General features: G+C 74.3%; 10 protein-coding genes. 6 read left to right on the top strand and 4 right to left on the bottom strand.

Annotated features, from left to right (window positions below; translation table 11 throughout):
- The 5 genes from ACH4B3_RS33990 to ACH4B3_RS33970 form a co-directional block, all read left to right on the top strand.
- Window positions 1–2,949 (top strand): acyltransferase domain-containing protein (locus ACH4B3_RS33990; protein ID WP_398469607.1); only part of this gene is annotated, 2,949 nt, incomplete at its 5' end.
- 445 nt (window positions 2,950–3,394) lie between these two features.
- Window positions 3,395–4,312, top strand: coding sequence for a putative sugar O-methyltransferase (locus tag ACH4B3_RS33985; RefSeq protein WP_398469605.1), 918 nt, complete (start codon window positions 3,395–3,397; stop codon window positions 4,310–4,312).
- Between the two features lie 24 nt (window positions 4,313–4,336).
- Entirely contained in the window at window positions 4,337–5,371 is a 1,035-nt protein-coding gene (locus tag ACH4B3_RS33980; RefSeq protein WP_398469603.1) for an NAD-dependent epimerase/dehydratase family protein, read from the top strand.
- Window positions 5,368–6,672 (top strand): lipopolysaccharide biosynthesis protein RfbH, encoded by a 1,305-nt coding sequence (rfbH, locus tag ACH4B3_RS33975; RefSeq protein ID WP_398469601.1) that lies wholly within the window; start codon window positions 5,368–5,370, stop codon window positions 6,670–6,672. Before ACH4B3_RS33980 ends, rfbH begins: the two co-directional genes overlap by 4 nt.
- Before the next feature lie 5 nt (window positions 6,673–6,677).
- Window positions 6,678–8,090, top strand: coding sequence for an NDP-hexose 2,3-dehydratase family protein (locus ACH4B3_RS33970; protein ID WP_398469599.1), 1,413 nt, complete (start codon window positions 6,678–6,680; stop codon window positions 8,088–8,090).
- On the opposite strand, the gene ACH4B3_RS33965 is transcribed toward ACH4B3_RS33970, so the two are convergent.
- Genes ACH4B3_RS33965 through rfbA form a run of 3 tightly spaced genes read right to left on the bottom strand, consistent with a single transcriptional unit; the run spans window position 8,080 to window position 11,011 of the window.
- Complete coding sequence (locus ACH4B3_RS33965) at window positions 8,080–9,066, bottom strand: Gfo/Idh/MocA family protein (RefSeq protein WP_398469597.1); 987 nt, start codon at window positions 9,064–9,066, stop codon at window positions 8,080–8,082. The two genes, ACH4B3_RS33970 and ACH4B3_RS33965, sit on opposite strands and share 11 nt — an antisense overlap.
- Window positions 9,067–9,113: 47 nt before the next feature.
- The gene (gene rfbB / locus ACH4B3_RS33960) at window positions 9,114–10,106 is read right to left on the bottom strand and encodes a dTDP-glucose 4,6-dehydratase (RefSeq protein ID WP_398469596.1); all 993 of its coding nucleotides are present in this window, start codon (window positions 10,104–10,106) and stop codon (window positions 9,114–9,116) included.
- Window positions 10,103–11,011, bottom strand: coding sequence for a glucose-1-phosphate thymidylyltransferase RfbA (gene rfbA, locus ACH4B3_RS33955; protein ID WP_398469609.1), 909 nt, complete (start codon window positions 11,009–11,011; stop codon window positions 10,103–10,105). Before rfbA ends, rfbB begins: the two co-directional genes overlap by 4 nt.
- A 288-nt stretch (window positions 11,012–11,299) precedes the next feature.
- Between rfbA and ACH4B3_RS33950 the strand changes: the two genes are divergently transcribed.
- Complete coding sequence (locus ACH4B3_RS33950) at window positions 11,300–12,577, top strand: activator-dependent family glycosyltransferase (protein ID WP_398469594.1); 1,278 nt, start codon at window positions 11,300–11,302, stop codon at window positions 12,575–12,577.
- Between the two features lie 573 nt (window positions 12,578–13,150).
- Here the strand turns inward: ACH4B3_RS33950 and ACH4B3_RS33945 are convergent.
- On the bottom strand, window positions 13,151–15,482 hold a 2,332-nt coding region (locus tag ACH4B3_RS33945; protein WP_398469592.1), incomplete at its 5' end, for a beta-ketoacyl reductase.

The raw sequence follows: 15,482 nt of genomic DNA, 5'->3' as shown, positions 1-15,482 counted from the left end.
CTGCGCACCCTCACCGGCCACGGCACCATGGCCTCCCTCACCCTCTCCCCCCAAGACACCCACACCCTCCTGACCGACCTCGGCGAACGGGCCGGTGACGTGTCCGTCGCCGCCCACAACGGCCCCACCACCACCGTCATCTCCGGCACTCCCACCCACCTGACCACCGTGCTGACCGCCGCCCGGGAACGCGGCGCACGCACCCGCACCATCGACGTCGACTACGCCTCCCACGGCCCCCACGTCGACCGCATCCACGACACCCTCCAGACCCGACTCGCCGACCTCACCCCCACCACACCCACCATCCCCTTCCACTCCACCGTCACCACCCAACGCCCCACCACCCCCCTCGACGCCGACTACTGGTACACCAACCTCCGCCAACCCGTCCTCTTCACCGAAACCCTCACCACCCTCCTGACCCAAGGCCACCGCCACTTCATCGAAATCAGCCCCCACCCCGTCCTCACCCCCGGCATCCAAGACACCATCGACCACACCAACCAGCCCACCCACACCGACCACACCAACCACCCGGGCAACACCAACAGCCACACCAACCACCACCCCGGCCACACCGCCACCGTCATCCACACCCTCCGCCGCGACCACGGCACCCCCACCGACCTCGCCCACGCCCTCGCCCATGCCCACACCACCGGCCTCGACATCACCTGGACCCACTGGTACCCCACACCCCCACCCCCCACCACCGACCTCCCCACCTACCCCTTCCAACGCGACCGGTACTGGCTGCCGGACGAGCTGACGGACGTACCGCCGCGGGAGGCGGACGAGGAGGAGGTGCGCTTCTGGGGCGCGGTCGACGCGCAGGACCTCCCGGCGCTCTCCCGGACCCTGGGCATCACCGAGGAGGACGTGCGGCGCTCGTCACTGGGTGCGGTGCTGCCGGAGCTGTCTCGCTGGCACCGGGACCGCAACGAACGGGCCACCGTGGACTCATGGCGCTACCGGGTCGGCTGGCGTCCGCTGCCCGGGCCCGGCCCGGCGGCCCCGGCCGGTCCCTGGCTGCTGGTCGAGCCGCCGGAGGGCGCCGCCACGGCCTGGGCCGACGCCTGTGAGCGGGACCTGGTGGCGGGTGGCTTCGGCGTACGGCGGCTGGTGGTCGACGCGCGGCGGGACCCCGACGGGCCCACCGCGGCGCTGCGGGCGCTGGGTGCCGAGGAGCCGGCCCCGGCGGGCGTGCTGTCCCTGCTGTCGCTCGACGAGCGCCCGCACGAGGCGTTTCCCTGTGTGACCGGCGGAGTGACCGGCACCTTCGTGTTGCTGCGCGCGCTGCTGGACGCGGAGCTCCACGTCCCGCTGTGGTGCGCCACCCGGGGCGCGGTGGCCGTCGCCGACGACGAACGCCCGCAGGCGCCCGCGCAGGCGCAGGTGTGGGGGCTCGGGCGGGTGGCCGCGCTGGAGCATCCGGCGGTGTGGGGTGGTCTGGTCGACCTGCCCGCGGAGGTCGAGGATCTCGCGCCCGGCCTGCTGTGCGCCACACTGACGCGGCAGGACGGCGAGGACCAGGTGGCGCTGCGGTCGCGGGCGGCGTTCGGACGCCGGCTGCTGCCGGTTCCGCCGGTGGCGCACGAGCCGGCGCCGGAGTGGATGCCACGGGAGGACGTCCTGGTCACCGGTGGCGTCACCGGGGCCGCGGCGCATGTGGCGCGGTGGCTCGCCATGGGCGGGACCAAGCGCGTGGTGCTGCTGGCGGCGGGTGGCCAGGGCTCGCCCGGGGCCGCCGAGTTGGTGACCGAGCTGGCCGGGCTGGGTGCGGAGGCGTCGGTGGTGGACGGCGGGCCGGCCGACGGGTCCGCCCTGGCCGGCCGGCTCGCGGCCGCGGGGTTGCGGGTCCGCACGGTCATCCACACCGGGGCGCCGGGTGACCGGGCCCCGCTGGCCGAACTCACCCCGGACCGGCTGGCCGGGGCGGTGGCGGCGGCGGTGGACGGCGTCGACCGGCTCGCGGAGCGGTGCGGCCTGGAGCCCGACGATCCCGTGGTGGTCTTCGGGTCCGTCGTCGCGGTCTGGGGCGCCGGCGGGCACGGTGCCAGAGCCGCGGCCGACGCGTACCTGGATGCGGTGGCGCGGCGCCGCGAGGCGGCAGGCGGCCGCGTCGTGCGGGTCGCGTGGGGCGTGTGGGACGACATGGCGGAGCGGGCTGCGGTCGAGCGCTCCGAGCGGCACGGTCTGCCCGCGCTACCCCCGGCGTTGGCGCTGACCGCGCTGCGGCGCGTCCTCGATCAGGCCGGCCACGAACCGGACGACGCGGTCTTCGCGGACGTGGACTGGGACCGCTTCCTCCCGCTGTTCACCCTGGGGCGGGCCGGCCGGCTCTTCGACGAGATCCCGGCGGCCCGGCGGGCGGGGCGCGCCGCGCCGGACGCGCCCGGCGCCGGGCCGTCCGGGAGCCTCGCGGCGCTGCGGGAACGGCTGGCGGCCCAGGAGCCCGGGGCGCGCACCGGCACCCTGCTGGCGCTCGTTCGCGCCCAGGTGGCGAGCGCGCTGCACCACCCGACGGCGGAGTCGGTCGACCCCGATCAGCCGTTCAGCGAGCTGGGTTTCGACTCCCTGACCGCCGTCGCGTTCCGCAACCGGCTGCGGGACGCCACCGGCCTGCGGCTGTCCCCCACGCTGGTGTTCGACTACCCGTCGCCGAGCGCGCTCGCCGCCCATCTGGTGTCGGAGGTGCTGCCGGCCGGGCCGGCGGCGGACCCGGCGGCGGCGCACCTCGACGAGGTCGAAGCCGCGCTCGCGGCGCTCGACCCGGACGATCCGCGGCGTTCCGGGCTGACCCACCGGCTGCGGCTGCTGCTGTGGCGGTACGCCGACGGGGGCGACGCGCCCGGGCCCGGTGCGGAGACGGGCGGGGACGACCTCGAATCGGCGTCCGCGGCGGAGATGTTCGCCCTGATCGACCGGGAGTTCGGGGACTCCTGACCCGTCCCGGGGCCCGCACACCGGGCCTTCGCGGCCGTGGGGCCTTCCCGCCGGACACCTCCGGTTCGGGCCGTCCGGCACACGGCGTCCCCCGGTGCCGGACGGCCGTGTGCCGGGCGGGCCGCCGGCGGCGGTGGCTCGGGGCCTGGGCCGGGCCACCGGGCCGCCCGCCGGGCGCGCCGCCCCGGACGGCCGGGCTCCCTCGCGGCCGTCCGGCGCCCGCCGCGTGCGGGTGGCGTCCGTGCCCGGCGCCCGGCCGGCCACCCTCGGCCGTGCCGGGCGGGCGCTCGGCGCTCCCCGTCCGCGCACGCCGTCCCAGGTGGCGCAGGACCGTGTGCCGCCGCCCGGCCGGCGAGCGGCGCGGAGGTGTTAGTCCGCCCTAAGACGGGACGGAGAGACTCGTTCCGCGGTGACGTGACCGTCACCAGCGGAGTAGGAGGGCGGGATGGCGAAGAGCTTTCAGGCCAGTCGGCAGTGGGAGCGCATCAGCGAACTCTGGGTCACCGAGGAGGCGGCCGCCGACCTGACCGGCTTCAAGTCGGACCGGCGGAATTTCAATCTCGCGCTGTGGGACCCCACCACCAACGGGGTCAGGTACCTCAGGGCCCTCGTCTACGAACTGGCCACCCGGCTGGGCGACGAGGACTGGGCGAGGATCGGGAAGATCCACAACCGGGACGTCGGGGATCCGGTCACGGTGCGCCACGAGGGGCGGACGGTGTGCCTGGACTACCTCCAGGCGGCGCTCGAACTGGGCTTCATCGAGCGGGAGGTGAACCTCGACGGCGCCCGGATCCTGGAGATCGGCGCGGGCTACGGCCGCACCTGCCACGCGATGCTGTCCAACTACGACATCGCGTCCTACTGCATCATCGACCTGAAGAACACCCTGTCGCTGAGCCGGGCGTACCTGCGCGCCGTCCTGGACGACAAGCAGTTCGCCCGGCTGAAGTTCGTGCAGGTGGACGACATCGGCACCGCGCTGGGCCAGGACCGCTTCGACCTGTGCGTCAACGTGCACTCCTTCACCGAGATGACCCCCGACACCGTCACGGCCTACCTGCGGCTGATCGACGAGAGGTGCGGCGCGTTCTTCGTGAAGAACCCGGTGGGCAAGTACCGGGACAAGGCCATGGACGGCCACACCAAGGGCGAGGAGGCGGTGCGGCTGGCCCTGGCCAACGGGCCGCTGCGGCAGGTGCTCGACATCCACGACAGCCAGGCCGTGGCGGCCGCCGTGCCGGCCTTCCTGGAGGCCTACCGGCCGGGCGCCGGGTGGACCTGCGCCGCCGACACGCGCGGGGTGCCGTGGAGCTACTTCTGGCAGGCCGTCTACACCAGGACCGGCGCGGACCGTCCGTAGGCCCCACCGTCCCGGGAGGGAACCATGGCCGCCCCGGTACCCCCGCACCGCGACGGCGAACCACTGACCGGCACTCCGGTCCTGGTCCTGGGTGGCTCCGGCTACCTGGGGCGGCACATCTGCTCGGCGTTCGCCGCGGCGGGCGCGCACGTGGTGCGGGTCTCGCGCGGCGGGGCCCGGGGCGCGGACGGCGACGGCTGCGCCTCGGTGCGTCTGGACCTGTCCGCGGCCGGCCCCGCCGAACTGGCCCGGCTCTGCGCCGACACACGGGCGCGGGTGCTGGTGAACGCCTCGGGCGCGGTCTGGGCCGGTGGCGAGCCGGAGATGACCGCGCTCAACTCCGCGCTGGTGGACCGCCTGGTGCGGGCCGTCGCCGGGCTGCCGGACCGGCCGCGGCTGATCCACCTCGGCAGCGCCTACGAGTACGCCCCGGCCGAGCCGGGCACCTCGGTCGGCGAGGACTGGCCGACCACCCCCACCACCGTCTACGGCCGCACCAAGCTGAGCGGCTCGCGGGCCGTCCTGCGGGCCGCCGCCGAGTCGGACGTGGACGGCACGGTGCTGCGCGTCGCCGTCGCCTGCGGTCCGGGCGCCCCGGTGACCAGCCTCGCCGGGGCCGTGGCCGAGCGCCTCGCGGCCGGAGCAGGTGAGCTGCGGCTCGCGCCGCTGCGCAGCCACCGCGACCTGGTCGACGTCCGGGACGTCGCCGACGCGGTGCTCGCGGCGGCCGCGGCCCCGGCCGGGGCCGTCACCGGTGGTGTCGTCAACGTCGGCAGCGGCCGGGCGGTGCCGGTGCGCGACCTGGTCGACCTGATGATCTCCCTCAGCGCGCTCCCGGTGCGGGTGGTCGAGGACCCGGCGCGGCACCGGGCCCGGTCCGACGCGGCCTGGCAGCGGCTGGACATCGGACGGGCCCGGAGCCTGCTGGGCTGGGCGCCGCGCCGCACCCTGCGGGAGTCACTGCGCGACCTGCTCACGGCCGCGGGCGTGCCGTGCCCGGCGCCGCGTGCCGCCACCCCCGGCGCGCCCCTGAACAGCCATGGGAAGGACAGCAGATGAGCGAACGGGTCGCGCGCATCCTCGACGAGGTGCGCAAGTACCACCAGGACGGCCAGGAGGGGCGCGGTTTCATCCCCGGGGTCACCGAGATCTGGCCTTCCGGCGCGGTGCTGGACGAGGACGACCGGGTGGCGCTGGTGCGGGCCGCGCTGGAGATGCGGATCGCCGCGGGAAAGCTCTCGCGGCAGTTCGAGACGGCGTTCGCCCGCCGGATGAAGCACCGCAAGGCGCACCTGACGAACTCCGGTTCGTCGGCGAACCTGCTGGCGGTCTCGTCACTCACCTCGCACCAGCTGGGCGACCGCCGGCTGCGCCCGGGCGACGAGGTGATCACGGTGGCCGCGAGCTTCCCGACCACCGTCAACCCGATCCTGCAGAACGGGCTGGTCCCGGTCTACGTGGACATCGAGCTGGGAACCTACAACGCCACGGCCGAGCGGGTGGCCCGGGCGATCGGGCCGCGCACCCGGGCGATCATCATGGCGCACACGCTGGGCAACCCGTTCGAGGCCACCGAGACGGCCCGGCTCGCGCAGGAGCACGACCTGGTCCTGGTCGAGGACACCTGCGACGCGGTGGGCTCCACCTACGACGGTCGGCCGGCGGGGACGTTCGGCGACCTGGCGACGGTCAGCTTCTACCCCGCCCACCATCTGACGACCGGGGAGGGCGGCTGCGTGCTCACCTCCAACCTCGCCCTGGCGCGGATCGTGGAGTCGCTGCGGGACTGGGGCCGGGACTGCTGGTGCGAGCCGGGCGAGAGCGACACCTGCCGCAAGCGGTTCGGGTACCAGATGGGCACCCTGCCGGCCGGCTACGACCACAAGTACATCTTCTCCCACATCGGGTACAACCTGAAGTCCACCGACCTGCAGGCGGCCCTGGGGCTGACCCAGCTCGACAAGCTGGACGCGTTCTGCGCGGCCCGGCGGCGCAACTGGCGGCGGCTGCGGGAAGGGCTGGACGGGCTGCCGTGGCTGATCCTGCCGGAGGCGACGCCGCGCAGCGATCCGAGCTGGTTCGGTTTCGTGCTGACCGTGGACCCGCGGGCCCCGTTCAGCCGGGCCGCGCTCGTCGACTTCCTGGAGTCCCGGAAGATCGGTACGCGCCGGCTGTTCGCCGGCAACCTGACCCGTCATCCCGCGCACGCGCAGGCGCCGCACCGGGTCTGCGGTGACCTGGCCAACAGCGACGTCGTCACCGACCACACGTTCTGGGTGGGTGTCTACCCGGGGCTGACCGACGAGATGCTGGACTATGTGATCGCGTCCGTCACCGAGTTCGTCGGGGCGCACCGGTGAGCCGCGTGGCCGCCGCGCGCCCGGGGCCGCTCCATCGCGAGGATCCCGGGCTCGCCGAGCGCATCGCCCGGTCCGCGGCCGCCGTGCGGGGCCTGGTGCCGAGCGTCGGCGAGGTGCTGACCTGGCTGGAGCGGCGGCGGCACGAAGTGCCGTTCGCGGTGGACCGCATTCCGCTCGACGGACTGGACGGCTGGTCGTTCGAGGAGCGGACGGGCAATCTCCGGCACCGCAGTGGCCGGTTCTTCACCGTCGAGGGGCTCACGGCGGGGACCGGTGACGCCGACGTGCCGGGAGCCACCTGGCAGCAACCGATCATCTGCCAGCTGGAGATCGGCATCCTCGGCATCCTCGCCAAGGAGTTCGACGGGGTGCTGCACTTCCTGATGCAGGCCAAGATGGAGCCGGGTAACCCGAACCTGCTGCAGCTGTCCCCGACCGTGCAGGCGACCCGGAGCAACTACACGAAGGTGCACCGGGGGGCGGCCGTCCGGTACCTCGAGCACTTCACCGACCCGGGGCGGGGCACCGTGCTGTCGGACGCGCTGCAGTCCGAACACGGCTCCTGGTTCTACCGCAAACGCAACCGGAACATGATCGTCGAGGTGGACGGCGAGGTGCCGCCGCACGAGGACTTCCGCTGGCTGACGCTGGGGCAGATCTCCGCGCTGCTGCACCGGGACCACACCGTCAACATGGACGCCCGGTCCGTCCTGGCGGGCCTGCCCGGCAGGCACCGGCCCAGGGCGCTCCTGCCCGACACGGAACTGCTGTCGTGGCTCACCGGCATGCGCGCCCTGCACCCGGTGCGCGCCGAGCGGGTGCCGCTGGCCACGGTCCCCGGCTGGGTACGGGACGAGACGGCCATCCGCCATGAGGACGGCCGGTACTTCCAGGTGGTGGCCCGGTCGGTGAAGGCGGGCAACCGCGAGGTCGGCCACTGGACCCAACCGCTGTTCGAGCCGTGCGGGGAAGGCGTCGTCGGGTTCCTGACGCGCCGCATCGGCGGTGTGCCGCACCTGCTGGCCGGCGCCCGGGCGGAAGGCGGCTTCCGGGACGCCGAACTGGGCCCGACGGTGCAGTGCACGCCCGGCAACCACGCCCATCTGCCGGCCGGCCGGCGCCCCCCGTTCCTCGACCTGGTCCAGGACCCGGACCCGTCCCGCGTCCGCTACCGCGCCCGGCACAGCGAGGAGGGCGGGCGGTTCCTGAACGCGGTCAGCCGCTACCTGGTGGTGGAGGCCGACGAGTCCGAGGCCCCGCTGGATCCGCCACCCGGCTTCCGCTGGGTCTCGCACGGCCAGCTGACCGCGCTGGCCCGGCACAGCCACTACGTCAACGTCCAGGCACGCACCCTGCTGGCCTGCCTGAACGCAATGTCCGCGGGTTCGGAGGGCGAGGGGTGGGGGCTCAGCCCGTGACCCGCAGGGCCAGGTCGGTCACCCGGCCGACCAGCCGGGCCTGCCGCATGCTCTGCTCCGCGGAGGTGCCGACGGCTCCGGTGCGCACCGCGTGCAGGAAATGGCGCACCAGGTTGGCGTACTGGTCGTCGGCGGGCAGCGTGATCTCCTCCCGGTGGTCCTGCCGCTCCAGGCGCGCCACGGGCCGGTGGTCCGCCGGCGGGGTGAACACCCGGTCGAGCAGCAGCCGGCCGGTGCTGCCGGCGAACTCGCAGCCGGACCGGTAGGAGTGCTCCATCCCGAAGCCGAGGTCGGCCGTCACCCCGCCCGGGGTGACGGCCAGGATCCGGCCGGCCACCACGGCGCCCGTCCGGGCCTGGTGGCGCAGCACGGCGGCGCGCACCTCCACGTCCGGTCCGAGGAAGTGCAGGGCGGCGCGGATCGGGTAGATGCCGAGGTCCAGCAGGGCACCGCCGCCCACCCGCGGCTGGTAGCGGATGTCGTCCTCGGGCCGCGGCGGGATGGTGAAGGTGGCGGTGAAGTCGCGCAGTTCGCCGATGGACCGGCCGGCCAGCAGTGCGGTCACCGCGGCGTGTTGTGCGTGGTGGGGGAAGGCGACGTTCTCCAGCAGCACCAGGCCGCGGGAGGCGGCCAGCCGCAGCAGCCGTTCGGTGCTCGCGGGGTCGGCCGTCAGCGGCTTCTCGGCGAGGACGTGCTTGCCGGCCCGGAGCGCCTTCTCGATCCATTCGGCGTGCAGCATCGGGGGCAGCGGGAGGTAGACCGCGTCGATGTCCGGGTCGGCGAGCAGCGCCTCGTACCCGTGGACGGGCGGGCAGCCGAACGCCTCGCCGAAGCTCGCCGCCTTGGCCGCGTCCCGGCTGGCGACGGCGGCCAGGCGGATCCCGGGCTCGGCGGCCAGCACGGGCAGCATGCGGCGCCGGGCGAAGTCCGCGCAGCCGAGCACGCCGCAGCGCAGCGGGGGTGCCGATGGGTCCATGGTGCCTCCTCGGGTCGGTCCGCGGCCGGGGCGCCGGGCCGCGCGGCTCACGGGTGTGCCGGGCCCGCGGAGTGTTTCAGCGGCTCCCACCAGGGGCGGTTGTCCCGGTACCAGGAGACGGTCCGGGCGAGTCCGGTCGCGAAGTCGTGCCGCGGCCGGTAGCCGAGTTCGTCCCGGGCCTTGTCGTCCCGGATCGCGTAGCGCCGGTCGTGTCCCTTGCGGTCGGCGACCTGGCGCACCCGGCTCCAGTCGGCGCCGCAGGCGGCCAGCAGGCGGCCGGTCAGCTCCCGGTTGGTCAGCGCCGTCCCGCCGCCGATGTTGTAGATCTCGCCGGGGCGGCCCCGGGTGCGCACCAGTTCCACCCCGTGGCAGTGGTCCTCCACGTGCAGCCAGTCCCTGATGTTCAGCCCGTCGCCGTACAGCGGCACGTCCGCGCCGTCCAGCAGGTTGGTGATGAACAGCGGGATGATCTTCTCGGGGAACTGGTGGGGGCCGTAGTTGTTGCTGCACCGGGTGACCCGCACGTCCAGCCCGTGGGTGCGGTGGTAGGCCAGGGCGAGCAGGTCCGAGGCGGCCTTGGAGGCGGCGTAGGGTGAGTTGGGGCTCAGCGGGGCGTCCTCGGGGCTGGTGCCGGTCTCCACGGAGCCGTAGACCTCGTCGGTGGAGACGTGGACGAAGCGCTCCACCCGGTGCCGGAGCGCCGCCTGCAGGAGCGTGTGGGTGCCCTCGACGTTGGTCCGCACGAACGGGTCGGCGCCGGTGATGGAGCGGTCCACATGGGACTCGGCGGCGAAGTGGACCACCTGGCGGGCCCCCGCCATCAGGGTGTCGACCAGGCCGGCGTCGCAGATGTCGCCGTGCACGAAGGTCAGCCGCGGGTCGGCGGGGCCGAGGTTGCTCAGGGACCCGGCGTAGGTGAGTTTGTCCAGCACCGTGACGTGCGTGACGTCGGCGCCCCCCGCCGCGCCGCCGGGCCCGAGGAGTCCGCGCACATAGGTGGACCCGATGAACCCCGCGGCGCCGGTGACGAGGAGGTTCACGTCTCCTCCAGGAAGCGCGCGGGCGGCTGGCCCTGGCGGTAGGAGCGGGCGCTGTCCATGACGTACCGGCCGTAGGGCGAGTTGCTCATCCCGGCGCCGAGCGCATGGCACTCGTCGGCTCCGATGAAGCCCATGTACATGGCGATCTCCTCGATGCAGCCGAGCCGGGTGCCCTGGCGGTGCTGGACGTCGCGCACCAGCCGGCCCGCGTCCAGCAGGGTCTCGTGGGTGCCGGTGTCCAGCCAGGTGACGCCCCGGCCCAGCCATACCAGGTCGGCCGTGCCGTCCTCCAGATAGGCCCGCAGGACGTCGGTGATCTCCAGTTCGCCCCGGGCGGAGGGCATCATGCGCTTGGCTGTGTCGACGACCGTGCCGTCGAAGAAGTAGAGGCCGGGAATGGCCAGGTTCGACCGCGGCCGCTCCGGTTTCTCCTCGATGGACAGCAGCCGGCCCCGCTCGTCGACCTCGGCGACCCCGAAGTTGCGCGGGTCGGCCACCTGATGCCCGAACAGCACGCAACCGCGCAGCCGCTGCGCGCTCCTGCGGAGCAGCGAGGGCAGGTTCGCGCCGTGGAAGAGATTGTCGCCCAGGATCAGCGCGCATTCCTCACCGCTGATGTGGTCCGCGCCGACCCGGAAGGCGTCGGCGATTCCCCGGGGTTTCTCCTGGGAGGCGTAGCTGATGTTCAGCCCCAGTTGTCTGCCGTCGCCCAGCAGCTTCTGGAATTGCGGGAGTTCGGCGGGGCGGGTGATGACGAGGATATCCCGGATGTCCGCGAACATGAGGACGGACAGCGGGTAATAGATCATGGGCTTGTCGTAGACCGGAACCAGCTGCTTGGATCCCACCAAGGTGAGCGGGTGCAGGCGCGTTCCGTTGCCGCCCGCGAGAATGATACCCTTCATCATATGCCGGTGGCTGTACGGCGCGTGCGCCGAGAAAGCAGGTCAGCCACACCCCTCCATTCCTGCCGGGCCGCATAATTCCGGCGACGCCCAAATATCACCGGCGTCGCGTTTCCCTCGCATCGTCACTCACCCGCCTAAAGCTCGGCTAACACCGATAAGGCTGACGGACGATGCGGTGACCAGGGGAACGGCGCCGAACGGCAAGATCCGCTTAAGCGGCGTCGGCACCATGGGGCGAGGCGATCGAGTTGGTTGCCATGGCGATCGACGAGGAGATGGTTGGCCGTGCGTGTCCTTTTCGTCACGTTTCCCTGGCGGACCCACCTCTATCTCACCGTGCCCATGGCCTGGGCGCTGCGCACCGCGGGCCACGAGGTGCACGTGGCGAGCAGCCCGGAACTCACCGGCGTCATCACCGGCACCGGCCTGCCGGCGGTCGCCGCCGGATCGGCGGAACCCCTCCAGGACAAAGGGGACCGGATAATCCAGCAGGCGGCCCGGACGGGAATGGTGCTGCCCCGGATCGAATACGACGAGGCCGCCGTCGAGAGGCTCGGCTGGGCGGACCTCAAGACGTACTACACCCTCTTCACCCTGATCCACCAGGCGGCCAACGACTCGATGGTCGAGGACCTGGTGGCGTACTGCCGATGGTGGAAGCCCGATCTGGTGGTCTGGGAATCGATGAGTTACGCGGGTGCCATCGCCGCCGCCGCGGTCGGAGTGCCGCACGCTCGGATGCACCTCGCCATGGACGTGGGACACCGGCTGCGCCGCCGGTTCCTCGGGCTGCGGGAGCACCAGGCGCCCGGGGACCGCGACGACCCGGTGGCGGAATGGCTGGGCGGATGGGCCGGGAAATACGGCTTCGATGTGTCGGAGGAACTGCTGACCGGCCAGTTCACGATCGACCAGATGCCGGATTCGGTGCGGCTCACCAGTGAGGTGCGGAATGTGTCCGTGCGCTATGTCCCGCACAACGGGCCCTCCGTCATACCGGAGTGGAGCCGCCGCGCGCCGGCCGCGCCCCGGGTCCTGGCCACCTTCGGTGTGAGCATGTGGAGCGTGGCCGGAAGCCACCCCATCTCCGTCCGGGAGATCCAGGAGATCCTGGACTCGGTCGCCGACCTCGACATCGAGCTGGTGCTGACGCTCTCCGAGAAGTTCCAGCGGAAACTCAAGCGGGTCCCCGGGAACACGAGGATCGTGGAGTTCGCGCCGCTGCACGTCGTCATCCCCTCGTGTTCCGCCGTGATCCACCACGGCGGGGTCCCCGCCTTCTGCGGCGCGGCGTCGCACGGCGTCCCGCAGCTCATGGTCAGCCTCATCGCCCAGGACGCCCGGGTGCGCGGTGCCCGGCTGGCGGAACTCGGGGCCGGGCTGTGGATCCCGCCGGAGGAGATGACCGGGCCGAGGTTCCGCGAGGACCTGGTCCGGCTGCTGGAGGATCCGTCGTTCCGGTCCGGGGCCGAGCGGCTCCGGCGGGAGATGCTGGCCCAGCCCTCCCCCAACGACGTGGTCCCGGAGCTGGAGAAGCTGGCGGCCGAGTACACACCTCGCTGAGCCCGCCCGCGCCGCCTCGACGCGCCCCCTCGTGGGACGCCGCCGGCCCGGTGGCGCCGGGCCCGGTACGGGTCCCGCCTTAGCTTGGCGGGGCGGCACTTCCCGGCCGGCCCGCCGCACGGCCTCGGGGCACGGCTCCTCGGCACCGCCGCCATGCGCGCGGACGCGACACCCGGCGGTGCGCCGCCCGGCGGGCGGCCCCGGCCACCGAACACCGTGATCGCCCCGGCCGGGCCCCCGCCGACGCGATGGCCGTACCCGGCCGGCGGCCGGCCGTGCGGTCGGTGCGCCGGGCCGGCAGGTCGGCGAGGTGCCCGGCTGACGGTCGACGGTGGTGCCCGGAACCCGCTCCCGGCTGGGTGCCGCGACCCCGGTCCCGGCACCGGCGGCCCCGGCCCGTACGTGGGTTCCCGTGGTCGTCGCACCCCCGGCAGCCCGCCGCCGGCTCCGGAAGGACCCCTCGCCGGCCGACGGGCCGGCCTCGGTGCCGGTGCGCCGCCGCTGCCCCCGCCGCCCCGGCATCCGGGGCGGCGCGCCGGCCGGTGCCCTTCGGGCCCCGCCGTCCGGCCCGGGTCAGGACTTCCCGAACTCGGTGGCGATCAGGTCGAAGATCTCCTCCGCCGTGGCGCCCGCCAGCTCCTGGTGGGACCCGGCGGCATCGGCCGGCTCGGCCCACTTGTCGGCCAGCAGCCGCAACCGAGCGGCGATCCGGGAGCGGGCGGCGTCGTCCACGGCCTCCGGCGCGTGGGCCGCGTCCCAGCCGTCGAGTTCCGACATCGGCCGCTGTTCGCCCGAGGCCGTGTGGTGGACGAGCAGCCCGTGCAGATGGCGGGCGAGTTCCTCGGCCGAGGGATGGTCGAACACCACCGTGGTGGGCAGCCGCAGCCCGGTGCCGGCGTTGAGCCGGTCGCGCAGCTGGACGGCGTTGAGCGAGTCGAAGCCCAGCTCCTGGAACGGTTTGGTGGGTGGGACGTCGTCGGCGGCGGCGTGCCCGAGCACGCCGGCGGCCTGGGTCTGCACATGCCGGACCAGGAGGTGGTGCTGCTCGGCCGGCGTGCTGCCGGCCAGCTTCCGCTCCAGCAGGCCCGTCTCCTCGGCCACCGGCCCCGGTGCGTCCGGTCGCGCCCCGGCGGCCTCGGCGAGCTCGGCGAGCAGCGGGCTGGGGCGCATCGCGGTGAAGCTCTCCAGGAAGCGCCCCCAGTCGACGGCGGCGACCACCGCGGTGGTTTCCCCCCGACCGACCGTCTCCCGCAGACAGGTGACGGCCAGCCGGGGGTCGAGGGGTGCCATGCCGCGGCGGCGGAAGAACGCGATGTCCTCCGCCGTGGTGGCCATGCCCACCTCGCCCCACAGCCCCCAGGCCACCGAGGTGGCGGGCAGTCCGAGGGCGCGGCGGTGCTCCGCGAGGGCGTCGAGATAGCTGTTGGCGGCGGCGTAGGCCGCCTGTCCCCCGCTGCCCCACGCCGCGGAGACCGAGGAGAACAGGATGAACGCGGAGAGGTCCAGGTGCTGGGTCAGCTCGTGGAGGTGCCGGGCGGCGAGCGCCTTCGGCGCGAGGATCCGGTGCAGATGGCCGGTGTCCGCGTCGGCGATCAGGTCGTGCTCGCTGACGCCCGCGGCGTGGACGACGGTGGTCAGCGGGTGCTCGGCGGGGATCGCCGCCACCACCTCGCGCAGGGCTTCGCGGTCGGCCGCGTCGCAGGCGGCGACGGTCACCGCGGCGCCCAGGGCGCGCAGTTCGGCGGCGAGTTCCGCGGCTCCGGGGGCGTCCGCGCCGCGGCGGCTGGTGAGGACCAGGTGGGCGGCGCCCTGTTCGGCGGCCCAGCGGGCCAGCAGTCCGCCGATGCCGCCGGTACCACCGGTGATCAGCACGGTGCCCCGCGGCCGCCAGTCCCGGCCCGGCCCGGCCGGGGCGGCCGGGGCGGCCGGGGCGCGGACGAGGCGTCGTGCCAGCACCCCGGTGGTCCGGATGGCCGTCTGGTCCTCGGAGCCGGCGGCCCCCGGCCGGCCGGCCAGCACGGCCGCCAGACGGGCCGGGGTCCGCGGGTCGGGGGTGGCCGGCAGGTCCACCAGGCCGCCCCACCACTGGGCGTGTTCCAGTGCGGCGACCCGGCCGAGGCCCCAGCTCAGGGCCTGCGTGGGATGCGGCAGCGGATCGTCCTGCCCGGTGGAGACCGCGCCCTGGGTGAGGCACCACAGCGGCACGGGGCGGCCGGTGTCACCGAGCGCCTGGACGGCGCTCAGGGTGGCGGCGAACCCGGCGGGCACCGCCGGGTGGTCGGGATGGGGGCTCTCGTCGAGGGCGAGCAGGCTGAGCACCCCCGCGGGCGCCGGTCCGGCCGAGGTGCCGGAGGGGGTTCCGGCCAGCAGTTCGGCGAGTGCCTGGCGGCCGGCGGCGGGCTCGACGGGACACGTCGTGGCGTCGGCACCGTGCTCGGTCAGGGCCCGCACCGCGGTCCGCACCGCCGGGTGGTCCTGGTGGCCGGCGGGGACCAGCAGCAGCCAGCTGCCGCTCAGCGCCGGCGGATCGGGGTCGGGCAGCCGGGTCCACCGGACGCGGTGGCGCCAGGACGCCAGGGTCACGCGTTCGCGGTGCCGGCGGCGCCAGCCGGACAGCAGCGGCAGGGCGGCCCGGAGTGCCTCGGCGGCCTCGGCCGGCCCGGGGCTCCCGGCATCGGTGTCCGGTTCCAGCAGCCGTACCAGCGCCCCGGCGTCGTGGTCCTCGACCGCGTCCCACAGCTCGGCCTCGGCCGGGTCCCGGTGGTCGTCGCCCTCCGCGGGGCGGGCCGGGGGCAGCCAGTAGCGGTCGCGCTGGAAGGGGTAGGTGGGGAGGTCGGTGGTGGGGGGTGGGGTGGGGTGGGTGTACCAGGGGCGCCAGTCGAGGGGGGTGGGGGTGTGGGTGTGG

Source organism: Streptomyces sp. NPDC018031 (assembly GCF_044327625.1).
Classification (GTDB): Bacteria; Actinomycetota; Actinomycetes; order Streptomycetales; family Streptomycetaceae; genus Streptomyces.
The sequence above is the reverse complement of the archived record's forward strand: the minus strand, read 5'-3'. Positions and strand labels throughout refer to the sequence as shown.